Consider the following 25,438-nt stretch of genomic DNA (forward strand, 5'->3'; position numbering starts at 1 on the left):
CGCATGCAACGCAAGAAGCCCGCCCCGCTATCCGTATGGCGGCCCCTCAATCTCGACCGTTTTCTCCTCGGAGCGCCTCACTACCCCGAACATGTCGACGAATGCTGCTGGCAGCGTGACGCCGAGCGCATGGCTGCCGCCGGCGTCAACACGGTGCGGATGGGAGAGTTCGCCTGGCACATTTTCGAGCCCCGCGAAGACAGGTTCGAGTTCGGCCTGTTCGATCGCGCGATCGAACTCCTCGGCCGAGCGGGGATCGACACGATCATGTGCACGCCGACGGCGACCCCTCCCCGCTGGCTCACCGTCAACTATCCCGAAGTGCTGCGCGTTGACATAAACGGGCGGGCCTCGAGCCACGGATCGCGCCAGCATGCCGACACCACAAGCCCGGTATTCCGCGCCCACAGCCGCCGCATCACCCGCGCCATGGCCGAGCATTATCGGGACAACCCGCGTGTGATCGGCTGGCAGACGGACAACGAGCTCAACACCACGGTGTCGGAATCGTTCGCGCCTTCGACCCGGCTGGAGTTCCAGAAATACCTGCAGAAGGCCTACGGCACCATCGAGGCGCTGAACTTCGCCTGGGGCGGCCACTTCTGGGCGACGGCCTACGACGATTTCTCGCAGATCGACCTGCCGAGACCGCTCATGCCGTCCTACCCCAGCCCCGGCCATGTGCAGGACTACCATCGCTTTCTGGCCGCAGCGACCGCCGCGTTCCAACACGACCAAGTCGAGATCCTGCGCGCCGCCAATCCGGACTGGTTCATCTTCCACAATCTTGGCCAGCTTGCCGACATCGACTTCCGCGGCCAGTTCGGACAGGACCTCGATTTCATCGGCTTCGACATCTATCCGATGCTCTATGACGAGATGCGCCGAACCGGCGGGCATGCGGCGACCCAGGCCCTCCATCTCGATATATGCCGCGCCTATTCCGGCAACTTCATCGTTCCGGAGCAGGCCTCCGGCTTCGGCAGCCAGCCCGGCTTCTCAACCATGACGCCGGAGCCCGGCGAGATGCGCCGCATGGCCATGACCTCGGTGGCGCGCGGCGCCGACGGAGTCATGTTCTTTCGTTGGCGGCCCGCGCATTTCGGCGCCGAGATCTACTGGATGGGGATCATCGACCACGACGATGTGCCGCGCCGCCGCTACGACGAGGCAAGCCGATTCTTTCACGAGATTGCCGGCATCAAGGATCACATCCTTGGTACGGTCGTACGCATGGACCTCGGCATCGCAGGGGCGGATTTCGACAACCAGGAAGCGCACAAGACCTATCCGATCGGATTGCCGAGTCCGCTCGACGATGCGACGCTCCTGCACCGACACTGCTACCACAAGGGCATAGCCTGCGGCTTCATCCACCTTGAAGACGACCTGTCACGGCTCAAGGCGCTCTACGTTCCTCACTGGGTGATGTGGAAGGACCAGTGGAATGCCGCTGTCGAGACATTTGTCCGCAACGGCGGCACCTTGATCCTGTCGGCGCTGAGCGGGACAAGGGACGAGAACAACCACATAATCCGCGAACAGGCGCCGGGCACCGCTCTGTCCGCGCTGAGCGGTGTCAAGGTCACCGAATTCGGCCGGCTTGTTCCGGAGGGCGCGAATGGGCTGTTCCCCCTGTTCAGGCAAGCCGCCATGGGTGCCTACGTGCCGCCGTCGCCGCTACCGGCCTCCTCGGCACAGCGCAAATATCGCTTCACCTTCGGCAACCGGCAGTTCGACGCTGCGCACCTCTACGAATTGCTCGAGGTCGCGCCGGGCACCGAGGTGCTGGGTTCATGGTCGGATCGATTTTGCGCCGGTCAGCCGGCGATCACCTGCCGGGAACTTGGCAAGGGTCGCGTCGTCTATGTCGGTACATATCTCACGCCGGAACTTGCCGAAGCCATCGTCAGTACGGTCCTTGCCAGGGCGGGTATCGCGCCCTTGCTTCCAGAATTGCCGGCTGGGGTAGAGGTTTCGATCCGTGAGAGTGAGAATCGCCAATTGATGTTCATTCAAAATACCACGGACCTTCCGGCGGCTTTACCTGGCGCGCCCCTGGGTACGGACCTGTTGACCGGTCGTTCGACGGCCAACGGCCTCCAGCTCGAAGCCTATGGCTGCGCGGTGGTGCTACTTCGACCTTGATAGCCATCAGCGTTAGATCCAGCCACCGAGGGCGGGCTTCGAGAGGCAGCTAGGGCGTCGACGCACAAGTGGATCGCGGCTGAGTAAAGAATTTACCGGTGTGCGCAATAGGGCTCGTTCCCCTCACGTCGCATGGGCTTGTGAAAAACATCGAACAATCCCGTCAATATGGTTGAATACGGCATCGAGGACGCTTGATCCTCGAATTTGCCAAGCGCGCTCGCACGCCTTGGTATTCGTGACGTCGCGGGAGCTACTTCCGCGAGATGCGGTTCCAGGTTCGTCGCTCAGCCGGTTGTTTTGGGCACCAATCGCCGCAATACGCAGGTGGGCTGAGATGCGACCAGCGGAGATCGCGATACTATTTGGCGCTGCTTAAAAGTCCATTTCGGACTTCGTCATTCAGTGCTGGGGGGCGCTGGGCATATTCCTTTCGTCACGACTGGCCGATGACAATCAGAAAATCTCGTTCATCCGCCGGCATCCAAGAGCCTGGTTGGATAGCTAGCGCAATAAGCGAACCGATCAGAATGATGAACGAAAGGAAACATCAATGTCTTGTTCCAAGTGGAGCGCAACGGCCGCAGTCGGCCTTTTTTGCATGACGTCGCTCGCGCACGCCGATGATGAACCTAAGTACGGCGCCGATATCTCACTGGATATCGCCAAGGCTATAGCGGCGGTAGCCATCAAGGAATGTGCGGCTCACAGCTGGCCAATGGCTGTTGCAGTAACCGACACACACGGCGCCCTGGTGTATTACGAAAAGATGGATGACACCGAACTCGGCAGCGCCCAGGCCGCCGTTGAAAAGGCAGCTGCGGCAGCCCTCTACAAGCGCCCGACACGTGCATTTTACGATGTGACCGCGAAAGCTGGTCCGTTCATGCTGACCATGCCTGGCGTCCTCGCTGCTCCTGGCGCGTGGCCGGTGGTCAAGGACGGCAAGATCATCGGCGCGCTGGCTGCCAGCGGTGGCACGGGAGATCAAGACGACGTTTGCGCCAAAGCTGGCTTAGCCGCGCTCTAACGGTCACAGGGCGCAACGATGCGCACCGCTTAAGGGAATAGGACCATGTTCAATTTCAAAGCCGCGGATATCGCGCTGGCTGTCGCACTCATCGTGGCTCCCATCACAGCAATGACCCCAATGCCAACCCCCGCTGAGGCCGCTGAAAACTTTAGTGGCAGCAACACGGACGTTCGCACCGTTCTGGCCTACAAAGCTTCCACGGCTGCTTTGGAGAAGTTTCTGCCTGGGGGCTGGGAGCTTAGCCCGATCAAGGAAGGACCCTCTGCCGGTGCGAACCTGCAGGTCGAGTTCGTAGATCAGCTGTTTGCAGTTGGAACTGATGGAAAAGTCGGTGCGCCATACCGTTATGTGCTGTTTGGCATTCCGGTTCATAAAAAGGGCGGCAGCGAAGATGTCCTGATGTTGTTCGACGGCTTGTCTCGGGGCGGCGCAGGCCCATACGAGCTTGCGGAGAAGGCAACTGACGACGTTACGCGTTCGGTGAAGTACAGTTCGAATCCATCGATGGTCACTGAATCGTGGACATTTGAAGGAGGCGGGGAGAAGGTTTCTCTGCGAGCAGAGTTTGAGCGCGGTCCTCTCAAAGCAGAGAAGGCTGAAAGCCATGTATATTCGCAGCTTAAGCCAAGCTTCTCCCGCCTCTACCGTTACAACGAAGCAAGCGACGTCGTTCAGGCTCAAGGCGCGAAGTCGGAACGTCTACGCTCGCTGTCGCTCAAGGCAGAGGGCGGAAAACTTGCCGCTGTGTTCGACGGCTCGCAAAGCCTGGTTTCCGTTGTCTCGCTGCCTGTTTATTCCCGCGACATCTTCGTGCCCACGCCGTAGTCCACCCCACGTGGTGGCAATCAGCGGGACCGCCAATTCCCGTCACAAGCCGGTTGTTACCACGAGTGTCGCAGGCCGCAGCCTCGCTCGTCCCTGAACTGGCTCCGCTGCGGTTTCAATCCGAGTATCTCATGACACATCAACCTCACACACGCTTGCAGACGATCGCGGCGGAATCTGCGATGATCCTGGGAGCATTTCTCCTCGGCACGTCCGAATTCGCCGCCATGGGCCTGCTACCCGAAATGGCCCGCGATAGCCACATCACGATCGATGTTGCTGGAACCTCCGTCACTGCCTACGCTCTTGGCGTCGTCATTGGCGCTCCGTTGATCGCAACTATGGCGGCTAAAACGCCACGCCACCTGCTGCTGGTCTTCCTCCTTCTCTTCTGCGCGGTCGGAAATGCATTGTCGGCACTTGCTGGTAGCTTTTCGGCGCTGATCGCAGCGCGTTTCATGTCCGGCCTTCCTCACGGAGCGTACTTCGGGATCGCGTCCCTCATTGCCGCAACGTTGGCTCATCCGGGTAAGCGGGCGCAAGCCGTTGCCCGAGTTATGATGGGGCTCGGCCTTGCCAACCTTATAGGCGCTCCGGTCGGCACTTTTCTCGGAGAGCATACGACTTGGCGTCTAACATACTTCCTGTTGGCAGCGCTGGCGGCTCTTGCGGCTATCATCTGTCGGGCCACCGTCCCGGCAGTTCAGGCCGCGCACGGCGCCGGCCCTCTCAAGGAATTGAGCGCTTTGGCAAAACCACAGGTCTGGCTGGCTTTCGGGATAGGCTCAGTCGGTCTCGGCGGCCTCTTCGCTGTATATACCTACCTGGTGCCAACCCTGATCTCCGTAACGGGAATCTCGGAGAGCGACGCGCCGCTCGTTTTGGTCGTGATCGGGCTTGGCATGTTCGTTGGAAACTTCTTGGGTGGTTGGCTCGCGGATCGAGGCATAATGCGGGCGATCGGCTTACTGCTGGCCTTGAACCTCGTGGCCTTCACGATCTTCTTCTTTAGCGTTCACAACGCCATTGCAATTTCCATCAGCGTCTTCCTTGCTGGATTGGCGGCGCTCGCTCTCGTGCCGCCGTTGCAGGCCCGTCTCATGGATGTCGCTGGACACGCGCAGGCGCTGGGCGCCATGCTAAACGGATGCGCGATCAATGTTGCCAATGCCCTTGGTGCTGCCCTTGGCGGAGCCGTGATCGCCGCTCACTTCAGTCCGGCATCAACGGGATTGGTCGGAGTTGTGATGGCGACACTCGCACTGGTCATATTCTTTGTCGCATTGGCCATTGGAGAAGCTCGTCGCCCTTGATCCCTCACATAGCCGATAGCCAGCCTGGACCGGGCTTGTTCTCTCGCATGAACTTGATGAACGCGCCAAGGGCGGCAGGCATCTGCCGCCTGCTCGGATAAAAAAGGTAGATGCCTGATACCCAGGAACTCCAGCCATCCAAGACCTGGACAAGTTCTCTCGACGCCAATGCATCTTTCACAAGGACTTTGGGGAGCAATCCGATTCCGCCTCCGCCTCGAACGACCGAAGCCAGAACCCGCAAATCATTGGCGACAAAGCGCGCCGGTTTCGAAGGTTCAATCTTTTGATCACCTTTTGTGAGGACCCACGGACGAACAGTGCCGTTCCAAGAGGAGCGCAATCGGACGCACCAATGTTGGCCGAGGCTATCAGGGGTATCGGGCTCCCCTTGCTTCTGAAGATACTCCGGCGAAGCCATAAGCACTTCTTCGAAGGGATCGACAAGGCGCACAGCGACCATATCCTTTTCGATCCGCTCACCGGTCTGGATACCGGCGTCGATTCGACTTTCGACCAAGTCAAGGTGAAGATCGTCGACCAACATCTCTAGCTCGATATCGGGATGAGCAGAAAGAAAGCGTCCAATCAAGGGGCCGACAAAGAGCGTCGAAGCGGTTCTCGAGCCGAGAATCCGCAGGCGACCACCCGTCTCACTGCGAAACCTATTGAGTCCGTCAAGAGCTACATCCAGCCTCGCCAGGAGCGGCTCCAAGGAAGCCAGGAAGTCCCGTCCTGCATCGGTAAGCGAGACGCTGCGGGTCGTACGCGTCAATAGGCGCACACCGAGCTTCTCCTCCAAGCCGCGAAGGGTCTGGCTGAACGTTGGGACCGATACGCCGACATTGGCGGCGGCTCGCGTGAAGTTGAGTTGGCGTGCGACCTCCACGAAAGCAGTGAGCTCGCGCATTTCGGGTTTATACAATGAGCCGTTTCCTGCCTTAAACCTGTTCAGAGTGCCCCAAGGCATCTAGGATGTCACGCGAGTCTCCGACCGCGCCGTCGCCGAAACCAGTTTTGACCAAAGCTAGGCAGGAGCCAAACTGGTGTAGCTTGCGATTATTATTGCGAGTCGCACGCGTTTTGCGGAGGGTGCGCTGGCGGTGGCCATTGAACGTGTCGTCTCTGCCACTCTCGCCTTCATCGCTGGCGGATCTGGCGGCGTCCGACGTTCATGGAATCAAAGAGGGTTACGCCTGCCCGCCGCTTGCAGAAAACCGTACACTCGTTTTGATCTCGCTTATTCAGCGCTTACAGAGTGTTCTGCACGCCATCGGCTAAACCGTAGCGTGGGCCCGAGCAATGCGTTCGGCACCATCGGCGTCTCGACGTCGTAGCGCCTCAACGAGCGCCGCGGGATCTTCGATATTGAGCCGCCGGCCTAGCCAGCCCTACTTAGCGAATCGCCCCCGCAGATTGCGTGCACTTGGCTGTAAATTCTCGCGCCATATCTATGACAGAGCAGAGCGGTCGCGAACTCCTGGCCCTCAAGCGAATATTCCAAGCAAAGGATCGCGAACGCTGCTGTTTTGAGGCAATTGGAATAAGAAGCCGCTGACTTGCGTTTACGCAAAGTGCACGAGGCAAATCCGAACGGAGGACGTTCGATGCATGCCGGCTTCCCGCGAAACTTGACCATAGCCGTATTGGCAGCCCTCACAGTGAGCTGCGCTGGCGTTCCAGCTCAGAAAATGGGGGCAATAACCGGCTATGGCCCCAACCCCACGCTGCCGAAACCGACACCCACGCTGATCCCGACCGTCAACATCGCAGAGGCAACAGGCTGGCAGGAAGGTGGAATGCCGACCCCGGCCAAGGGGCTGAGAGTGACGGCGTTCGCCACCGGCCTCGACCATCCGCGCTGGCTGCATGTGCTCCCGAACGGCGACGTGCTTGTCGCCGAAACCAATGCCCCTGCCAAGCATGACGATCGCTTCAGCCTCAGAAAGCTCTTCATGAACCAGGCTATGAAGCGAGCCGGCGCTGCGACCGTCAGCGCTAACCGCATCACGCTCCTGCGCGACACCAATGGCGACGGCGTTGCGGATGTGCGCAGGATTTTCGCAAAAGGCCTCAATTCGCCCTTCGGCATGACGCTTTCCAAAGGCAAGCTCTATGTCGCCGACACCGACGCGCTCGTCGCTTTCCCCTACTCCAACGGCCAGACCCGAGTAACAGCGCCGCCGGAAAAGATCGTCGACTTGCCGGCCGGAGACATCAACCATCATTGGACCAAGGACGTGATCGCAAGTCCGGACGGACGGAAACTATATGTCACCGTTGGCTCGAACAGCAACGTTGGAGAAAATGGCATCGCCGCGGAGAAAAACCGCGCCGCCGTCCTTGAGGTGGATCGGTCCAGCCGCAGCACCCGGGTTTTCGCGTCCGGGCTGCGCAACCCGAACGGGCTCTCCTGGAATCCTGAAACCGGCGAGCTTTGGGTCGCCGTAAACGAGCGTGATGAAATCGGCGACGATCTCGTGCCGGACTACATCACTTCAGTTCGCAACGGCGCTTTCTATGGCTGGCCCTACAGCTATTATGGGCAGAACGTCGACGAACGCGTCAAGCCGCAGCGCCCTGATCTTGTGGCGCAGGCGGTCAAGCCCGACTATGCGGTGGGCTCCCATACCGCCTCGCTGGGACTGGCCTTCTCCAGCCGCGCGTCGCTCGGCACGGCCTATGGCAACGGCGCTTTCGTTGGCCAGCACGGCTCATGGAACAGAAGCGTGCACAGCGGTTATAAGGTGATCTTCGTGCCGTTCCGTGGTGGTAGGCCGAGCGGGTCCCCGAAGGATGTGCTCACCGGCTTCCTCGGACATGATGGCAAGGCGATGGGCCGTCCGGTCGGCGTTGCTGTCGATCGGGCCGGCGCGCTGCTCGTCGCCGACGATGTTGGTAATATCATCTGGAGGGTCAGCCGAGCCAAGGGGCGTTAGCGCCAGTGCCTTTCTGGCCCTTTTTCCGCAACCGCGATCTCGAGCGTTCGCATATGATGACTGCTTTCGGGGCAAAGCAAATCTTACCTCTACCGCCGAGATTAGGCGCGAACGCGAAGGACCGAATGCGTCCCGCTCAGCCAGGCACAGACGCCCCACATCCAGGCGGCCAAGGGGGATACCGCCGGACCTGCCACAGGGCTCACCGAGCTTGTCAGCGCCCTCGACCGCCGGCTCGACCCCGTTCCTGTGATACACTCGTGGATAGCGGTTCAACTGTCGCCGGCATCTCTCGAACGTTCCAGATATCTATTTGCTGCTAGTATTAGAGGTCTACGGTATCCCGGTAGAAGGATTCGACTGATGTGCCTGTCACGTTTATGCCGACCGATAGCTTCCGCCATGCCAGCCCTTGCGGCGATCATACTTTCCTCGCCGACACAGGCCGAGGATAGACTGCTTGCAGAAGCGCTTCAGTTTCACGGTACGATCCTCTATCTCAGCGCCAAGGTCCCCGGATTGCTGGTGGGCGCCGTGCGCAACGGCGAGAGCGCTTTCGCCGGCTTTGGCGAGATCGCCGATGGAACCGGCAAGGAGCCGGACCGCGACACGATGTTCCGCATCGGCTCGGTGAGCAAGGTTTTCTGCGGCGGGGTGCTTTCCTCCCTTGCGATCGAGGGCAAGCTCAAGCTCACCGACGCGCTTCAAGATCGGCTGGGCTATGACGTCGAGCTGCCACGGATAGAAACGCGGGAGCTGCGGATCGTCGATCTGGTCACACAATCGTCAGGCCTGCCGCGCGAGGTACCGACGCCCGCCGCGCCACCCGAGGATCCCTTCTCGCTCAACACTCGAGAAACGCAGATCGCGGCTCTGAAAGAGAACCCGCTACTCTTTGCGCCCGGCACCTCCGTGCTCTATTCCAACTTCGGCTTCGACCTGCTCGGCGCCGCACTCGCCAACGTAGCGGGGAAGCCCTATGCCGAGCTGCTAAAGGAGCGCATTCTCGACCCTATCGGAATGAAGGACACGGTCTTCAACCCTCGGCCCGGTGACAAGGCACGGCTGATGCAAGGCCACTTTTTCGATGGGCGCTCCATGCCGACGGCGCCGACGCCAGTGAGTATAGAATGCGCGGGCGGCCTCTACTCGACTGCGGACGACATGCTGCGCTGGATCGCTTGGCATGTAGACACCAGGCCCTCGGCAGCCAATGCGGAGCTGCGCCTCATGAATCACGCCGCTTTTCTCTATCGAGACGGGCTGAAGTCGGTCATAGGGGTTGACGATGGCGGGCCGATGGACGCGATGGGGCTAGGATGGGTGATAACCTTGCCTGATGGCAACCGTCCTCTGATCCTTGAGAAGAGCGGCGGCTTGCAAGGGACGTTCAGCTATGTCGCCATCGCGCCGAGCCGCGGCGTGGGCGCCTTTTTCGTGATGAACGAATTCAATGCGGCGGCGTTCGAAGCCGCCGTCAAGATGACCAACGATTTGGTCACGGACCTGGCGCCACGCTAAAAGCACAGAGTGGCCCCCACGAAGCAGGCCAGCACTAGAGCCGGATGATTTCAGGTCGAATCGGCCTGAAATCTGAATCCGGCTCTAAATCAAAGAGATAGAGCATGATGTCGTCCCGAAAACCGCTTCACACTTTTCGGCATCATGCTCTAGGCCCGGCGCAAGCCGACTCTGAGAGGAGCGGCCAAGGCGCGTGCAGCAGGCTGTACGTCTTAAGCCAAGAGCAAGCTATTGGCAGCAGCGGGCCGCAAGCAGACTTTCCGCTTCCCGGATAGAGCGCCTTTGAACGGACGAGCGTGTCGCTCCGTTCCAGATGGCTCAGCGGACACCTTGGCCCTGCCTGTCCGACTTCAAACTCGGCTATCCTTCGATGTCTGCAACGATCTGTTCCGAAGGTCATCCTGAAAGACCCTTCTCAGTTCGCGGAAGCTAGCGAAACCGAGGTGTTGGGCAAGTCGTGAAACGGTCGAGGTGCCGACGTGGCAACGGCGCGCTATTTCAGATGCGCTGTCGAAGGCGACCATTTCGGGTTTCCTAAAAACCTCCCTCGCTACATGCTCCATCGCCCTTGGTAGCATCACGTCGCGTTTGGCAATAGCTGCTTTGATCTCGTCCAGATTTCTCGGTCTATCCATTGCGCTTGGAACTTTACTACACGCTTGCCAGCATCACGGTCGCGCCGATCCTGGCAGATGTCGTTGCAGCCTCCGCCATCGCCCTTGGCGCCCCACGCGGCGCCTCTGGATCAGGCCTTGGCCTGATCCATGAAACGGGCGAACTCCTCGTCGGTGATCGCAACATTGTGCTGCGGCGCCGGATAGGCGCCGGTCCTGACGTCGGCGATGAATTCCCTGAAGGCTGAAATCCGCTCGTTTTGCAGCCGCTCGTATTCGGCCGCGAAGTTGCGATAGGTCTTGGCGTGACGCGGCCTGTGGCCTTGCGTGTGGCCCAGCACATCCTCGGCGAAGAGATACTGCGCATCCGCCCCGGGACCTGCTCCCATGCCGAGCATGATCATCGACGTATTCTTCGAGATGAACGCCCCCACCCTGTCGGGCACAACCTCCAGTTCGGCGCCGAAGCAGCCGATGGCCTCGAGTTGCTTCACCTGCCGCCAGACGGCCGTGGCTTCGCCGGCCGTCTTGCCGACGGCGCGGAAGCCGGTCCAGGTGATATAGGAGGGAATGAGCCCGACATGCGCGACGATGGGCACGTGGTTGTCGCACAGCGTCTTCTGGATGTCGTAGGAGGCCGCGCAGTAGAAGCAATCGCCGCCCATCGCGGCGAAGTGGAAGGCGGCGCGCAGATAGTCCTCGGCGGTAGCCAGCGGGCGACCCTGGAAAGTCCCCCAGCCGCCATAGGGCAGTCCGACCTGCACGAAGCAGCGCCCTGCCGCCTCGCGCATCTCCTGGCTGAAGAACCGGCCTTCGATCGACAGCATGTGGATGCCCGCCGCATCGGCAGCCGCGGCCTCTTCCAGCGTGGTGACGTAGAGCATCGAGATCTTCTCGCCGCGCGCCTTCATGGCGCGGATGTCGGCGACGGTGGGGCGTGTGTTTCTGCTGACCATGGGTTCAGACCGTGAATGCGTTGCGGAAAGCTTCGAGCGCCGCCTCGGGCTCACCCGAAGCGAAGGCCTCCATGCCGACGGGGCCGGAATAGCCCATGGCCTTGAGAGCCCTGGCGATGCCGTGCCAGTTCACCTCGCCGGTACCGGGCTCCTTGCGGCCAGGCACATCCGCGACCTGGATTTCCCCGACCCACGGCAGGCACGCCCGGCAGAGCTCGATCAGATTCCCCTCGCCGATCTGCGCATGGTAAAGATCGAGGTTGAGGCGCAGGCGCGGATGGTTGACCGACGACACCAGCGCCAGCGTGTCCTCGGCGCGCCCGAAAGGAACGCCGGGGTGGTCAATCGGCAGGTTCAGGTTCTCAAGGGTGAAGACGACGCCTTCCTCGTCGGCCATGTCAACGACGCGGCGCAGCGTGTCGCGCGCCTTCAGCCACATGGCGCCGGTGACGATCTCCACCGGCGTGACAGGCAGGCCGCCCTGCCCAAGGCCGGTGCCATGGAGATTGAGCCGCGCGACGCCGAGGCGTTTTCCGACCTGGGCTGTTTCACGCGCCGTCTTGATGAGCTCCGCCGCGCCCTCGTCGTCGGTCAGACGGCCGCGCAGGTAGCCGTTCATGATCGAGAAGGTCGCGCCGGACCGTTCAAGCTTGGCGAGATCATGGTCGGGCCAATTCCACAGGCCGACCTGAAATCCCATTTCTTTCAGGCGCGCGGCACGCCACTCGATCGGTCTGTCGCGCCAAAGCATCTCGGCGCAGGCGGCAAGCTGGAAGGGTTGGTCCATAGCTCAAACCTCGACCATGACGCGGCCGTTCTCGACCTTCGTCTTGTAGGTCTTCAGGTTCTCGCAGGCCGGTGGCGTCTCGACTTCGCCATTGGTGAAGTCGAAGACGGAGGCGTGCTTCGGGCACTCCACCGTATTCCCCATGACGAGGCCATCAGCAAGATGGATCGCTTCGTGCGTGCAAAGCCCGTCGGTGCAGTAATACTCATCCGCGTCGTTGCGGAATATCGCGAAGGTACGGCCGCCATTGTCGAAGCGTTTGGCTTCCTCGGCTTCGATGTCGTCAGCGGCACAGGCGTCGATCCAGGGCATGGTGGGGTCTCTTTAGATGGCTTGCGGTTTGAAGTCTGCGGGAGCTGACGGCATGACGTCCTGGAGCAGCGCGACGGACTTTTCGAGCCCCTCCAGCGAATTCAAAAGGACGTCTTCGTGCTCGATGGAAAGCCAGCCGTCATAGCCGGCCATCTTGAGCCGATAACAGAACTGTCGCCACCACGCCTCGCCATGGCCGAACCCAAGGGTGATGTAGCTCCAGGATCGCGCCGGAATGTCCATCAGGCTGCCGTTCTCGAGCAGAGACGTCGTTGCCTGAACGGGCGGGTTGAGCATCGTATCCTTGGCATGAACGTGATACACCGCCTCGCCCAGCGCTTCAGCGGCAGCGAGGGGATCGGCGCCCATCCAGAACAGGTGCGAGGGATCCAGATTGGCGCCCACGACAGGCCCGACCGCTTCTCGCAACTTCAAGAGCGACGGCACATTGTAGACGCACTGATTGCCGTGGAGTTCGAGCGCGATGCGCTCCACGCCGTTTGCCTTGGCCAGCGCGACGATCTCGGTCCAGAATGGGATCAGCTTTTCTTCCCATTGATATTTGAGGATGGTCTGCGTTTCCGGCGGCCACGACGAGACGACCCAGTTCGGCATGCTGTCGCCGGCGCTGCCGGCCGGCAGGCCGCTCATGGTGCAGACGGTGCGGATGCCCATCTCGCCGGCGATGCGGATCGTATCTTTCAACCCCTCGCCCTGGGCGCTGTCGGTTGGATGCAGCGGATTGCCGTTCGCGTTGAGGCTGATGATCTCCAGCCTGCGTTCCTCGAAAGCTTCCGTGAAGCGCTTCTGCGATTGCCTGTCGCCGAGCATCGAGGAAAGCCGGAAATGCGGAGCGGTCGACCAGCCGCAAGTATTCACCTCGATGCCGGACACCCCCATGCGTTGGGCATGATCGAGCACCGCGTCGAACGGCAGGCCACCAAGACTGTCTGAGACGAACCCGAGCTTCACGCGTAGAACTCCGGCTTTGCGATCATCTGGACAGATGTCCGACGGGCTTCCTTCAGCGCCGTCACGCCAGCCTCGGCTACGACGGCGGCGCAATAGCCGTCCCAGCAATCCGAGGCGGTCACGGGGAACTCGCCAGTCGCGGCGAAGCGAAGGAAGTCGCGGTTCTGGCGGCGATAGGCATCGTAGTAGCGGGTTCGCCAGTCGACGTCGTAGCTTGTGCTTTGGCTAAGCGCCGACTCCGTGCGAGTGTAGGCAACATTGTTGGTCGCAACCGCGCCGCGCTCGCCGACCAGTTCGGCACGAACGTCATAGCCGTAGGCCGCGTTGTTGTTGATCTCGATGTTGACGAGTTGGCCATCGACCGTTTCCAGAACCATGATCACGGGCGCGACACGAGCGTCCGAGCGGCGCGGCTGGAACGCGGAAATAGCGACATAATCAGTGCCGAGCACGTAACGCACGACGTCGAATTCGTGCGGGGCGGAATTGGTGATGGCCATCGCGCCCGTGAAATCGGCCGCCGGCGTCTCAACGTTGCGGTGGAAATTGTGCATCATCAGCGCGCGGCCGAGATGGCCGTCGTCCAGCGCCCGCTTCATCTCCTGGTAGGAGCGATCGTAGCGCCGCATGAAGCCGAGCTGAACGAACTTCGTCCCTGCCTTCCGTTCGGCCTCCATCACCGCAATGCAGTCGGCGGATGCCTGTGAAAGAGGCTTCTCGCATAGAACCCGCTTGCCGGCTGCGATGCAGGCCAGTGACAGCGGCGCATGCGTGAAATCGGGACTCGCAATGATCACGGCGTCAATGTCCTGCCGGGCGATGGCGGCGTTGGGATCGGTGGCGATGTCGACGGCCCCATGCGCATCGGCGACGCGACGGGCACGCTGATCATCCATGTCGCAGACCAATTGGAGGGTCGCGCCGGGCAGTTCCTCGGCGACTATCTTGGCATGATCCGCGCCCATCAGGCCGGCGCCGATCACTGCAATGCGGATTGTCATTTTTACCTGCTTGTTGTTTTTCGAACTTGCGAGCGGCGGCGAACGGCGACCTGGAGCCGCGCCAGGCTGAAACCTCCTCAGGAAGAGTCTACTGGGCGGCTGGGCCCTCCAGCACCTTGGCAGGCGGCGGGTGCCCCTGATGAGTTTCCATATAGCCCTCGACCTGGGCTTCGAGGTCGGCCATGGTTTCGCCGCCGGCCATCAGATCCGTAATCTCCTCGCGCGACTTTTCGCCCCTGCGGAAATCGGCGGCGATCGCACCGCGGATCAGCACCGCGAAATGGTCGCCGACGGTCATGGCGTGCATGACCTGGTGGGTGATGAAGACCACGGCCAGGCCGCGCCTCTTGGCCTCGTTGACGATACGCAGCACATGCGAGGCCTGCTTGACGCCGAGCGCAGCGGTCGGCTCGTCCAGGATCAGCACACGCGCGCCAAAATAGACGGCGCGGGCAATGGCGAGCGACTGACGCTCGCCGCCCGACAGGCCGCCGACCAGGCGGTCGCCGTCGTCGATGCGGGTGATGCCGAAATCGCGCACCGCCTTCACCGCGATTTCGTTGGCGCGCTTGCGGTCGTAGATTCTGAAAGGTCCCCAGCCCTTGGTCGGCTCGACGCCGACGAAGAACGACCGGCCTATGCTCATGAGCGGGAACGTGCCGCCGAACTGGTGCACCGTGGCGATGCCCCGCCCTTGCGCGTCGCTCGGCCCTGAGAAAGTCACGGGCTGACCGTCCATCAATATCTCGCCGCTCGTTGGCTTGTGGACACCGGCCAGGGTCTTGATGAGCGTGGATTTGCCGGCGCCGTTGTCGCCGAGCAGGCAGAGCACTTCGCCAGCGCGCACCCTGAGCGAAATATCGTGCAGGACGTCGATTGGACCGAAGGATTTGTTGACGTTTCTCAGTTCGAGAATGGCAGGTTTGTCATTCATGGCGTGCTCATCTCTCTCGGTGCGAGCTGGTTCGGGCGCTGTGACAACTCGTATCTCATGGGTTTGCCGGCTCCCGCGGCAGGCTGCGGTTGCGTCGCGGTCTGAAGTACAAAGCCAGGTCGCGGAAGGACTGGTTCATCAGCACGGCCATCAGCAGCATCACGCCGATGATCAGGCTCGACCAGTTGCGGTCGATCTGGGTGAAGTAGATGCCCTGGCTGACGATGGCGAAGGTGACGGTGCCGACGAAGATGCCGAGGACGGACCCGAAGCCGCCGGTCAACAGCACGCCGCCGACCACGACGGACACGATGGCGTTGAAGATGAAGTTCATGCCGCCGGAGACCTGGGCGGAGTTGAACAGGATCGCCTGGCACATACCGACGAACGTGGCGCTGACCGCCGACAACACGAACAGCGCAATTGTCATGCGGTTCGTCGGAATGCCGGCGTTGCGGGCGCTGACCTTGTCGCCGCCCATTGCAAACAGCCAGTTGCCGTAGCGGGTCTTGTGCAGGACGAAGCCGATGACGGCGGCAAACGCGACCCACCAGACGATGATGACTTGGTGGCTGCCGCCGATCAGCTGGCCGAACAGGAACTTGGCCCAGTCCGGCGCGGTCAGCGCCACGCTGGCAGTCCCGGTCAGAAGCACCGAAGCGCTGAGCACCACTCCCTGCATGGCGACGAGCGTGGCCAGGGTGATGATCAGCGATGGCACCGAGGTGCGGATGGTCAGCAGGCCGTTGACCAGGCCGACCGCCACGCCGACGGCAAGCGTCCCGGCGATAGCTACCGATATGGGCAGTCCGTAATAGCCGGCGAGGATGGCAGTGGTCATCGAACCCGCCGGGATCAGAGCGCCGATGGAGATGTCGAGCTCGCCCGAGATCATCAGCAGCCCGACGGGAATGGCGACAATGCCGAGATTGGCCGCGAAGTTGACCCAGCTCGCCGCGCCGACGAGCGTGCCCAGATTGGCGCCGCCGAACAGGACGAAGAACAGCACCACGCCGACGAGACTGAGGATCGAGCCGGCTTCGGGGCGGCGCAGCACGGATTTGATTGCGTCCATCATGACTGTCCTCCCTTCTTCGACGAATAGCTGAGCGCCAACCGCCGGAAGGTGTCGTTGGTCAGCACCGCGATGAGCAGCAGCGCGCCGATGATGACGCTTCCAACATTGGGATCGAGGCTGGTGAAGTAGATGCCCTGGTTCACGATCGAGAAGGTGATCGTGCCGAACACGATGCCGACGATCGAGCCGAAACCGCCGGTGAGCAAAACGCCGCCGATGACCACGCACATGATGGAATTGAAGATGAAGGACTGGCCTGCCAGAACCTGCGCGCTCTGGTAGACCATAACTTCGCTGACGCCGACGAAGGCGGCGCTGAACCCGGACAGCATGAACAGACCGATGGTCAGCCGTTTGGTCGGGATGCCGACGTTGCGCGCGCTTTCCTTGTCGCCGCCGAGCGCATAGATCCAGTTGCCTATGGGCGAGATGTGCAGCAGCCAGAACAGGGCAACGACGAACACCACCCACCACAGGATCGTGACCTGGAACATGCCGCCGAGATAGTCGCCGAGGATTGCCTTGGTAAACGGGTCAGGGACGAGCGAGACTCCGGTGCTACCCGCGATCTTGACGGTGAGACCCAACGTCAGACCCATCGTGCCGAACATGGTGCCGATGGTGATGATGAGGGACGGAATGGTCGTTCTCGTCACGAACAGGCCGTTGAGCAAGCCGACGGCGAGGCCGAGCCCGAGCGCGGCCGTTATGCCAAGCCAATCGGGGAGCCCATAGTAGCCGGAGATGATGGCGGCGGTCAGCGACGCCGCGGGGATGATGGCGCCGACCGAGATGTCCAATTCCCCGGCGATCATCAGCAACCCTATCGGCAGCGCGATGATCCCGATCTCGGAAGCGATGTTCAACCAGCTGGCCGTGCCGGCCGTCGACATGAAGCCGCTGCCGCCGAACAGGCCGAAGAAAAGCAGGACGGCGACCATGCCAAGGAACGAAGCCGACTCCGGTCGGCGCGCTAGCCGGCCGAGGGCAAGTCTAGACTGCGTCCGCTCCGGCGCCGGAGTTGTCGATGTGGATGCGACGGGATGTGCCATTAGGGTAATCCACGAGCACGCGGCCGGCCACGAAGCGGCCGCCGCACAAAGGAATGGAATGGCCGCCCACGCCGGAAGCGTGGGCGGCCGGCCCTTGGGAGGACTATCGCGTCCCTGCTTTCACGCCGGCGATGGTGGCGTCGACGTTTGACTTGTCGATGATACCTGGTCCCGTAAGGATTTCGCGGGTGGGCACCGACAAGCCGTAGTTGACGTGGCCGTTCAGGATCGCAACGGCGAGATAGCCTTGCAGGTAGCCCTGCTGGTCGATTGCGCAGTCCTGCTGGCCACCCTTGATGTTGTTCAGGATGGTTTCGTCGAAGTTCATGCCGCACAGATGTACTTTGCCGACCTTGCCGGCCTGGGTAATGCCATTCATGGCGGAGTTGGCGTCGACGTTGCCGATCGTGAAGACTGCGTTCACGTCCTGGTGCTGCAGGAGATAGGCCTTCACCGCCTGCGCAACGGCCGTGGCCGAGCCGAAGGATGTGGCGGGCAATGGTAGTGCGTCCGCTTCGCCGCCGCCGTTTTTCATGCCTTCCTTGAAGCCGCTGCAGAAGGCTTCGATGTTGGCGGCGCCGGGCAGCGTGTTGATGCAGACGCCCTTCTTGTTGCCGGCCTTGGCAAGGTATTCGCCGGCCGCGACACCGCCCTTGTAGTCGTCGGAGCCGACATAATTCATGGCGCCAAGACGATCGGCCGCCTTCAGCCCGCCGGCGTTGTAGATGATCAGCGGAATGCCGGCATCGCGCACGGCCTTGAAGGCCGGGTCCATCGCTTCCGGCACCCAGTCCGGGCCGACAATGGCGTCGGCCTTCTGGTCGATCGCCTGGCGGATCAGCTCGGCCGCGTCCACGCCCAGATTGTCGTAGTTCTGCGGCCCGAGCCAGGTGACCTTGCCGCCTTGCGCCTCGACCACCTTGCCGGCGTCTTCGGCGCCGCGCTTGACGATCGACCAGAACGGATCGTCCGGTTTGCCGCCGACGACGAAGATGTTCGCGGCGAGCGTCGCGCCGGTGCTGAACCCAATCAGCACCGCTGTCGACACCAGTGTCTTGAAAAGCTTCATAGTCTTCCTCCCAGATTGACCCCGCGGGGTTTCAACAAAAGTCTTCCTGTCCCGGGTCCGCTCCTCACGGGCACAGTCGAAACAGCTCTTGGTTCGTCATTGCGCCGGCATTCCGGAGGCCGGATCCTTGCTGCCCTCCTGCCGGCCGCGCATCTTTTCCTTCTTCTTGCGGAAGCGGGCCTTCATGACCTCGTCGGCTTCCTTGCTGCCGTCGTGCCAAGTGCCGAACAGCTTATCGAGGGGCACCAGCCCATCGCCGCCGTAATTCACCTCGAAATACTTGTGGTGCAGGTAGTGCACGTAGGAATGGCTATCGAGATTGACCTTGTCGGTGAGCTCGAAGGTCTCGAAACCGAGATGGCCGTTCACGGCGCCAAATCCTGCTCCGTGCAAAGTGAAGTAGGCGCAGACCGGGTTCGAAGGGATCAACAGGTGCAGCCAGGCTTCGGCATGATAGAGGAAGCCTTCGAGCGGGTGCATCGACAGCGACGACCAGGGGCTGGGATTGATCGAATTGTGATGAACCGAATGCACCCATTTGTAGAGCGGCGGCCAATGGATCGCCCGGTGCAGGAAGAAGAAATAGACCTCGTGCACCGCCGGGGCGATCAGCACCAGGAACGATAGGTACAGCCAGTTCGTCGTCCACGGCAGCCAGACCGCCCAGCTGTTCGCGTAGACCCACAGCATCACGATCTCGACGACCGTCCACAGCGGGATGACGACGAAGAACGAGCGGGTGAAATTGTCGATGTTCTGGCTTTGAAACCAGAACACGTCGGACGGTGCGTCCGAAGGAAATTTCGGATTGTATTTGAAGCGGTTCTGCTGTTTGCGCTGGACGTAATAGCGCAGCTCGAAGAAGCCGTAGAAAAGGAAAATCCCGGCAGCGTTCAGGCCATATAGCCACAAGTAATTGAGGAGCGAGAAGCTGCCGAGGCTCTGCCAACTTGGGATCAGCAGGTTCACCCAGATGATCGACGTCGCGAGATGAAATGCGTTCCACGGCCAGAGAAACTCAGGAATCCACGCCACGACCTTCTTTGCGCTGAACGGACGATGCCAGATCGGCGCCGGCTCGGCGGGGCGATGTGGTGTCCAGTTACCGCGCTTGTCGCGCGTTCCATACTGAAGGTCATCCATCGTGACAGCGCCTCCTGCCCGGGTCAGTCCTGAGATTGAGGGGCAGCCCGCCTGGGGCTGATCGAGGAAGTCAATCTCGATTCGAGGCGATTCATATCGGACGCTTGATCTTCCTAGAAGGCCAAAATAGTATAAAATAAACATTTGTATCATTTAGTATCAGTCACAATGATATAGCCAGGATAGGCTCATGAAGCGTCCGACAATCCATGATCTCGCCACTGCGGCAGGCGTGTCCGTGGCGACCGTAAACAGGATTCTGAGCGGCACCGTTTCCGTCCGCGCGAAGACCGTCCAACGCGTGCAGAGCGCGGCGGAAGATATCGGCTTTTACGGCATCGGAGCTATTGACGACCGCGCCCGCAAGATATCGCCGCATTACCGATTGGGCTTCCTGCTTCAGCAGTCGACCCGTGACCTCTATCAGCTGTTCGGAAAGAAAATCGTGGCCGCCTGCCGCGACCGCCGGGACGAGGTGATCGAGCCTGTCGTCGACTTTGTGGATCTGCTGATGCCTGAGACCATTTCGAGCCGCCTCATCGCGCTCGGCGAGTCCTGCGACGCTGTCGCGGTAGTCGCGGCAGACCACCCGATCATCGGCCAGGCCATCCGTTCGCTGAAGGAGGCGGGAAGGCCGGTTGTTGCCTACATCACCGACCAATCCGCTCCGGAACGGGCCGCCTATGTCGGCACCGACAACTGGAAACTCGGGCGCACTGCTGCCTTCCTGATCACCCAAACGACTCATGGTCCTGGTCGCATTGCGGTGTTCATAGGCAACCACCGGTATCAGTGCCAGGACGTCTCGGACGCCAGCTTCCGCTCCTATTTGCGTGAGCACGCCCCGCGGCTCACGGTGGAGGAGAGCCGCCCCACCCACGAGGAAGCGAGCGAAGCTTATCGTATGGTCGCCGAGTTGCTGAAGGCGACGGACGACCTTGTTGGCATCCTCATCGTCGGCGGCGGAATAACGGGTGTGCTTCGCGCCTTGCGGGAGGTGTCGCCTGAGAGGCGGTCAGGCATCAAGGTGGTATGCCGTGACATTGGCCCCGAAACGCGAAAGGGCCTGTCTGAAGGCCTGATCACTGCAGCGCTCTGCCACCCGCTTGAAGCGACCTCGGCCCTTCTTGTGCAGACGATGATCGATGTCATTGGGCCGCAGGCGCCGTTGGCTACCCTCCAGCGGTCTATCCCTTTTGAAATTGTCACTCCGGAGAATATCTGACGCAAAAATATCAGCTCCGGGCATCAGGCGAACTGTGGTTGTCCGAAAGCGAACGCGGCAAACAACCTCCTCCAGATCGGCTAATGCTTCAAAATCTGGCTGAGGAACAATTTCGTCCGATCATGGCGCGGGTGGCCGAAAAACGCGTCGGGCGTGCCCTCTTCGACGATCTGTCGTAGAGCGTGGTGACGACGCCCTGGCTAATCAGGAAGGGCAGTTTCTCGCGGATGAAAGGCAGGCTGAGATGGAACGTCTCGAAGCAGGCGATGAAGAGCAGCAGCAGCTCCAGCCAGACGATGCCGATCTGCAACTTGAGCGGCGCAAAGCCGATCAGCACCACGTTCAACGTGAAGATCACCGCGATAGCGAAACCGATGGCGAAGCGCCGGTATAGGCCGCTCGTCGACGGCTCGCCGATCACCGGGCGCATGAGCTCGGCGAAGCCGGTGCCCGACATGTTGAACGCCATGAAGACCAGCAGCACGGCGCCGAACATCATCGCCACGAACCAGGGCTTGTGAACGATGGAGCAGGGGGCCGCGATATAGTGTCGTAAGCGTCCTCCCCCGCGTTGTCGTCGATGATGTCCGCTTTCGGGAGCCTGTCGGCGCCGAAACTCTTCACGAAAACGGACCGGCAGATTCGGGCTGGCTGCGTCATTATCGTGACCTAACTTGAAGCGGCCATGCGCACCTAGGTTCTGAGCTCGATCAATTCGCTAGCAGCGCCCCTGTAGCAGCCCCCTGCTACCAGTCATGCAATTTTCCGTGCTAGCCAACGAACGAATGGCGAGCCTCGCCGAAGTCGTGTAGGGTCAGAGAAAGAAGATGCGACCCTGGCACGATGCAGCTGGGTGAATCTGGGAGGATTCATGGTCGAAATCATCTCCAAGCGGGATGGCCCGCGGCGCGAGGATGTTCAGGTCAAGCGACTGATCCAACAGAACCGCTCCACTATTGCGCGTCTTGCCGACCAGATCAGCGGCGGCAACTATTCGGCATCCAGGAAATCACGCCAGAAGCCGAAAGCCGAAGGATTGATCATCCATGTCGGCGGTGGCACGCCAGTCGCCGCCGAGGCGGACCCGTCCATCCGTGTCACGATCAATGGCCGGGTGATCTCGGTGGATCAGAATACGGGCCGCCAAATCCATCATATCGGCGATATCCGGAACCGGGGCGGTGCACAGGTCTTTGTCCTGGCGACGAAACAGAATGGCTTCTTCTCGCCAGTCGATGAAACCGTCGCGCAGGCGCTTGCCGACCTGGATGGATCAAAGCTCCTTGCAAGCTACACCGAAGAACAGCTTGCCACCGATATCGGAGTGAAACTCGGAATCGCTTAGCCTGTCTTGCGAACGACCGTACCGGGCGCTTAACTCGCGAAACTGCAGCTCGACAGCATACAGAAATACCGTGCCCCAGAAGGTTCTGTGATGACTGAATGAAACGCGGGATCGATACCAACCAGTTAAAGGCCGGAGCTCTCCCGGCTCGCGCGACGATGGCCACCGGACAGCTGGCATTGGACACCGTCGACTATGACGAGCGCGCCACAATGCGCGCCTGGGAAAACTTTCTGTCCGACGCGCCGAAATGCGCTCGCGATCCGGTCCAGGTGCGCTCGCTGATTCACGATTCCTGGTACCGCAGCGCCACTGGCGGGATCAACGCGCAGGGCGTCGAGGCACCCCTCAACAGCAACCGAGACGAAATCGAGTACCTAACCCGCGCCAACGCCGAGCTGCTTTCGGCGGCGCGGCGGCCGTTCGCCTCTCTTGGCCCCTTGCTGGAAGGGACCGGAGCGATGCTGGTGCTCGCCGACAGCGACGGTGTGCTGATCGAAGCCATCGGCGACAAGAAGACCCTGCATGATGGCATGGATATTCATCTCGCCATCGGCGGCAAATGGAACGAGGGCGCTGTCGGGACCAACGGCATCGGTACCGCGCTATGGACCGGCGAACCGATCTTCGTCCACGCGGCTGAGCATTTCTGCGCCGGCATCAAAGCCTGGACCTGCGCCGGCGCGCCTATCCGCGATCCATTGGATGGAAAGATCATCGGTGTGGTCGATCTGTCAGGCTATTCGCCCATCTTCCGCCCCCACAACACCGCACTTGTCGCCGCCACGGCCAGGCAGATCGAAAAGGCGCTGGCCGAGCAGCAACAGGAGCAGCGGACCCGCCTGCTTGAAGCTTTCATTTCCTCTGCACCCGGCTACCGCGGGAAAGACGGCCTGGTAATCGTCGATCACCGTGGCCGGGCGGTCTTCTGCAACAACGTGCCCAATGGCGACACAACGGAGATGACGGACGGCCCGCTGGAGCCGGGTCGCGGTCGTTGGCTGATGAAGCTGCCAGCGTCCGGCTCCGACAGCGATCTCGCCAAGGCGCTGCCGACTCATCTGCGATCCTGCCACATCACGCCACTGAAGCTGGACGGCAATCTCAGCGGCGCTGCTCTGGTGTTCCCAGCCGCGCCGGTGGTTTCCGGCGTGGCGGTGATCAAGCGTGAGGGGGATAAACAGCTGCAGGCTGCGACGTCGATGATCGTCGGCGAAAGCGAAAAGCTGCTGGCCGCGGTCGATGTCGCCTCTCGCGTGGCTCGGTCAAGCGGCGTCACGTCACTGCTGATAGAAGGCGAAACCGGCGTCGGCAAGGAGCTGTTCGCGCGGCTTGTCCATGCCGGCAGCCGGCGTACGGATAATGACCCGTTCATCGCAATGAATTGCGGTGCCATCACCAGGGAGCTGTTCGGCAGCGAATTGTTCGGCCACGTGGCCGGCGCCTTTACCGGCGCCTCGCGTGAAGGCAAGGCAGGCGTTTTCGAGCAGGCCAATGGCGGCGTGCTCAGCCTGGACGAGATCGGCGAGTTGCCGCTCGAGATCCAGCCGTTCCTGTTGCGTGTGCTGGAAGAGCGGGTCGTCCACCGCATCGGCGACGCCAGGGGGCGGCCGGTGGACGTCCGCCTGGTCGCCTCGACCAACCGCGACCTCAAGCAGGAAGTCGCCGCCGGGCGCTTCCGCAGCGACCTCTACTACCGCATAGGGGCCGTCTCGATCCGTGTCCCTGCCCTGCGCGAACGTGGCGAGGACGTGCTGTTGCTGGTCGAGCATTTCAACCGTCAGATTGCAGACAAGGCCGGCAGCGATCCGCTGCAATTTTCAAGCCGCGCGCTCGAAGCCCTGCTTGCCTATCGCTGGCCGGGCAACGTACGCGAGCTGAGGAACCTGATGGAGCGTCTGCATATCCTGGCGCGAAACAGCACGATCGACCTCCAGGACCTTCCGTGGGAGATCACTGCAGGCAATCGCAGCGACATGAGCGTGCATAGCGATCAGCCTGCGACCATGATCGAGGCGCCGGTGTACAATTTCGAGGATGCCGAACGCCAAGCGATCAGAAACGCGCTCGCTGCCGAGAGCGGCAATCTCAGCAAGGTCGCCCAGATGCTTGGCATTTCGCGGCCGACGCTTTATCGCAAGCTGAGCCAATACGGAATTCGACGCAGCTTCACCTGAAGCGCAGAAGCGAACCTGAAAGATCGCGACACGCTTTAAGCAGCTGCCCGCTTCAGCGCCGCCTGTTCATCTGCGGTCGGCCGATGACCGCGTAGATAGAGCGCGCAAGTTGTCCGCAGCATCGAGGCGAAGTTCGGGATCTCGCCTTTGATCTCGATCGCCTCGTCATAGAGTTTCGAGATGAATTTCGGCGTTGTCAGTCCCTGGCTCTCGGCGATCTCGTCAAGCAGCGTCCAGAACGTTGCCTCGAGCTGAATGCTTGTCGAATGCCCGCCGATTCGGATCGACCGGTTGATCTGTCGGTAGCCTTCCGGATCCTGTTCGGCAAAGACCCTGCACATCGTTACCTCCCGTTCTTGTTGATCTTGGGCGCCGATTAGGCTGGCGCCTTTTGAACACTGCCTGCGCTTTTTTCCGCCCGACGCCCGGTCGTGGCAATCGGACTTTCGTCCTCCCGGATGAGACTACCTGCAGAATCAGGGCGAGACTACCCGTTTTGCGCTCTCCCGCGTGGTAATCGGCTGCCACCACCTTTTCTGGGCGCTGCGCATAATCGTCTTCAAGAGCACGAAGATATGCGGAGTCCGATTTGGCGAAGGCGATCCACACCATGATCAGGGTTTTCGAAGAGGCCCGGTCCGTCGATTTCTACAGCAAGGCCTTCGGTCTCGATGTCGCCCAGCGGCTCGACTTCGAGACCTTCACGCTCATCTATCTCAGCAATGCCGACGCGCCGTTCGAGGTCGAGCTGACCGTGAACAAAGGCCGCGCCGAGCCATACGCGCTGGGCGACGGCTACGGCCATCTCGCCGTTTCCGTCACCGATCTCGACAGCGAGCACGACCGGCTCGGCGCGCTCGGCCTCAATCCGAAGAATATCGTCGAGTTCAATCGGGATGGATCGCTCCTCGCTCGCTTCTTCTTCATCGAAGATCCCGACGGCTACAAGATCGAGGTTCTGCAGCGGGGAGGACGCTTCCAATAGGGAACAATC

The 25,438-nt window shown here is 61.2% G+C and carries 23 protein-coding genes and 2 pseudogenes; 10 read left to right on the forward strand and 15 right to left on the reverse strand.

All coding sequences use genetic code 11. The features are described from left to right. The first annotated feature begins 3 nt into the window (after positions 1 to 3). The 4 genes from CK220_RS26235 to CK220_RS26250 all read left to right on the forward strand — a co-directional run bounded on the left by CK220_RS26235 (position 4) and on the right by CK220_RS26250 (position 5,319). The gene (locus CK220_RS26235) at positions 4 to 2,148 is read left to right on the forward strand and encodes a beta-galactosidase (protein ID WP_095814303.1); all 2,145 of its coding nucleotides are present in this window, start codon (positions 4 to 6) and stop codon (positions 2,146 to 2,148) included. Positions 2,149 to 2,701: 553 nt separating this feature from the next. Next, positions 2,702 to 3,178 carry a heme-binding protein gene (locus CK220_RS26240; RefSeq protein WP_095814304.1) on the forward strand — a complete coding sequence of 159 codons (477 nt, stop codon included), beginning with the start codon at positions 2,702 to 2,704 and terminating at the stop codon, positions 3,176 to 3,178. A gap of 45 nt (positions 3,179 to 3,223) precedes the next feature. Then, a complete protein-coding gene (locus CK220_RS26245; protein WP_095814305.1) occupies positions 3,224 to 4,006 on the forward strand; it encodes a hypothetical protein in 783 nt (260 codons plus the stop codon). Positions 4,007 to 4,188: 182 nt separating this feature from the next. Next, positions 4,189 to 5,319: an MFS transporter gene (locus CK220_RS26250; RefSeq protein ID WP_176479220.1), complete on the forward strand. Its 1,131-nt coding sequence runs from the start codon at positions 4,189 to 4,191 to the stop codon at positions 5,317 to 5,319. 4 nt (positions 5,320 to 5,323) lie between these two features. Here the strand turns inward: CK220_RS26250 and CK220_RS26255 are convergent, their stop codons facing one another. Beyond that, complete coding sequence (locus tag CK220_RS26255) at positions 5,324 to 6,244, reverse strand: LysR substrate-binding domain-containing protein (RefSeq protein ID WP_095814364.1); 921 nt, start codon at positions 6,242 to 6,244, stop codon at positions 5,324 to 5,326. A 682-nt stretch (positions 6,245 to 6,926) separates the two neighbouring features. On the opposite strand from CK220_RS26255, the gene CK220_RS26260 reads away from it, so the two are divergent. Continuing rightward, complete coding sequence (locus tag CK220_RS26260) at positions 6,927 to 8,258, forward strand: sorbosone dehydrogenase family protein (RefSeq protein WP_095814307.1); 1,332 nt, start codon at positions 6,927 to 6,929, stop codon at positions 8,256 to 8,258. Positions 8,259 to 8,660: 402 nt separating this feature from the next. Beyond that, positions 8,661 to 9,779, forward strand: coding sequence for a D-alanyl-D-alanine-carboxypeptidase/endopeptidase AmpH (gene ampH, locus CK220_RS26265; protein ID WP_095814308.1), 1,119 nt, complete (start codon positions 8,661 to 8,663; stop codon positions 9,777 to 9,779). A 350-nt stretch (positions 9,780 to 10,129) separates the two neighbouring features. Here ampH and CK220_RS26270 read toward each other — a convergent pair whose 3' ends face one another. The 11 genes from CK220_RS26270 to CK220_RS26320 form a co-directional block, all read right to left on the reverse strand. Further along, positions 10,130 to 10,414 carry a MurR/RpiR family transcriptional regulator gene (locus tag CK220_RS26270; protein WP_095814309.1) on the reverse strand — a complete coding sequence of 95 codons (285 nt, stop codon included), beginning with the start codon at positions 10,412 to 10,414 and terminating at the stop codon, positions 10,130 to 10,132. A gap of 110 nt (positions 10,415 to 10,524) precedes the next feature. Then, on the reverse strand, positions 10,525 to 11,349 hold the full coding sequence (locus CK220_RS26275) for a 3-methyl-2-oxobutanoate hydroxymethyltransferase (RefSeq protein ID WP_095814310.1): 825 nt from the start codon (positions 11,347 to 11,349) through the stop codon (positions 10,525 to 10,527). 4 nt (positions 11,350 to 11,353) lie between these two features. Further along, complete coding sequence (locus CK220_RS26280) at positions 11,354 to 12,136, reverse strand: TIM barrel protein (protein WP_095814311.1); 783 nt, start codon at positions 12,134 to 12,136, stop codon at positions 11,354 to 11,356. Between the two features lie 3 nt (positions 12,137 to 12,139). After that, a complete protein-coding gene (locus CK220_RS26285; RefSeq protein WP_095814312.1) occupies positions 12,140 to 12,448 on the reverse strand; it encodes a MocE family 2Fe-2S type ferredoxin in 309 nt (102 codons plus the stop codon). A 12-nt stretch (positions 12,449 to 12,460) separates the two neighbouring features. Further along, a complete protein-coding gene (locus tag CK220_RS26290; protein WP_095814313.1) occupies positions 12,461 to 13,420 on the reverse strand; it encodes a sugar phosphate isomerase/epimerase in 960 nt (319 codons plus the stop codon). Beyond that, a complete protein-coding gene (locus CK220_RS26295) occupies positions 13,417 to 14,421 on the reverse strand; it encodes a Gfo/Idh/MocA family oxidoreductase (RefSeq protein ID WP_095814314.1) in 1,005 nt (334 codons plus the stop codon). Before CK220_RS26295 ends, CK220_RS26290 begins: the two co-directional genes overlap by 4 nt. 88 nt (positions 14,422 to 14,509) lie before the next feature. Continuing rightward, a complete protein-coding gene (locus CK220_RS26300; protein WP_095814315.1) occupies positions 14,510 to 15,355 on the reverse strand; it encodes an ATP-binding cassette domain-containing protein in 846 nt (281 codons plus the stop codon). A 55-nt stretch (positions 15,356 to 15,410) separates the two neighbouring features. After that, positions 15,411 to 16,430 (reverse strand): ABC transporter permease, encoded by a 1,020-nt coding sequence (locus tag CK220_RS26305; protein WP_095814316.1) that lies wholly within the window; start codon positions 16,428 to 16,430, stop codon positions 15,411 to 15,413. Further along, positions 16,430 to 17,374: an ABC transporter permease gene (locus CK220_RS26310; RefSeq protein WP_245429408.1), complete on the reverse strand. Its 945-nt coding sequence runs from the start codon at positions 17,372 to 17,374 to the stop codon at positions 16,430 to 16,432. The genes CK220_RS26305 and CK220_RS26310 overlap by 1 nt, the downstream gene beginning before the upstream one ends. Before the next feature lie 214 nt (positions 17,375 to 17,588). Continuing rightward, positions 17,589 to 18,554, reverse strand: coding sequence for a sugar ABC transporter substrate-binding protein (locus CK220_RS26315; RefSeq protein ID WP_095814318.1), 966 nt, complete (start codon positions 18,552 to 18,554; stop codon positions 17,589 to 17,591). Between the two features lie 96 nt (positions 18,555 to 18,650). Next, a complete protein-coding gene (locus tag CK220_RS26320) occupies positions 18,651 to 19,697 on the reverse strand; it encodes a sterol desaturase family protein (protein ID WP_095814319.1) in 1,047 nt (348 codons plus the stop codon). A gap of 190 nt (positions 19,698 to 19,887) precedes the next feature. On the opposite strand from CK220_RS26320, the gene CK220_RS26325 reads away from it, so the two are divergent. After that, a complete protein-coding gene (locus CK220_RS26325) occupies positions 19,888 to 20,922 on the forward strand; it encodes a LacI family DNA-binding transcriptional regulator (protein WP_095814320.1) in 1,035 nt (344 codons plus the stop codon). An 80-nt stretch (positions 20,923 to 21,002) separates the two neighbouring features. Here the strand turns inward: CK220_RS26325 and glnQ are convergent. Further along, positions 21,003 to 21,095: pseudogene (gene glnQ / locus CK220_RS32630) on the reverse strand (glutamine ABC transporter ATP-binding protein GlnQ); the annotation flags it as partial. A 2-nt stretch (positions 21,096 to 21,097) separates the two neighbouring features. After that, positions 21,098 to 21,391: pseudogene (locus tag CK220_RS26330) on the reverse strand (amino acid ABC transporter permease); the annotation flags it as partial. 402 nt (positions 21,392 to 21,793) lie between these two features. Here CK220_RS26330 and CK220_RS26335 point away from each other — a divergent pair. Both CK220_RS26335 and CK220_RS26340 read left to right on the forward strand, forming a co-directional pair. Then, positions 21,794 to 22,267 (forward strand): hypothetical protein, encoded by a 474-nt coding sequence (locus CK220_RS26335; protein ID WP_095814321.1) that lies wholly within the window; start codon positions 21,794 to 21,796, stop codon positions 22,265 to 22,267. 98 nt (positions 22,268 to 22,365) lie between these two features. Next, positions 22,366 to 24,444, forward strand: a complete 2,079-nt coding sequence (locus CK220_RS26340) for a sigma-54-dependent Fis family transcriptional regulator (protein WP_095814322.1) — start codon at positions 22,366 to 22,368, stop codon at positions 24,442 to 24,444. A gap of 35 nt (positions 24,445 to 24,479) precedes the next feature. Here CK220_RS26340 and CK220_RS26345 read toward each other — a convergent pair whose 3' ends face one another. Beyond that, positions 24,480 to 24,785: a ribbon-helix-helix domain-containing protein gene (locus CK220_RS26345; protein ID WP_095814323.1), complete on the reverse strand. Its 306-nt coding sequence runs from the start codon at positions 24,783 to 24,785 to the stop codon at positions 24,480 to 24,482. Between the two features lie 248 nt (positions 24,786 to 25,033). Between CK220_RS26345 and CK220_RS26350 the strand changes: the two genes are divergently transcribed. Next, positions 25,034 to 25,429, forward strand: a complete 396-nt coding sequence (locus CK220_RS26350; protein WP_095814324.1) for a VOC family protein — start codon at positions 25,034 to 25,036, stop codon at positions 25,427 to 25,429. Positions 25,430 to 25,438 lie beyond the last annotated feature (9 nt).

This window comes from Mesorhizobium sp. WSM3860 (assembly GCF_002294995.1).
Taxonomy (GTDB): Bacteria; Pseudomonadota; Alphaproteobacteria; order Rhizobiales; family Rhizobiaceae; genus Mesorhizobium.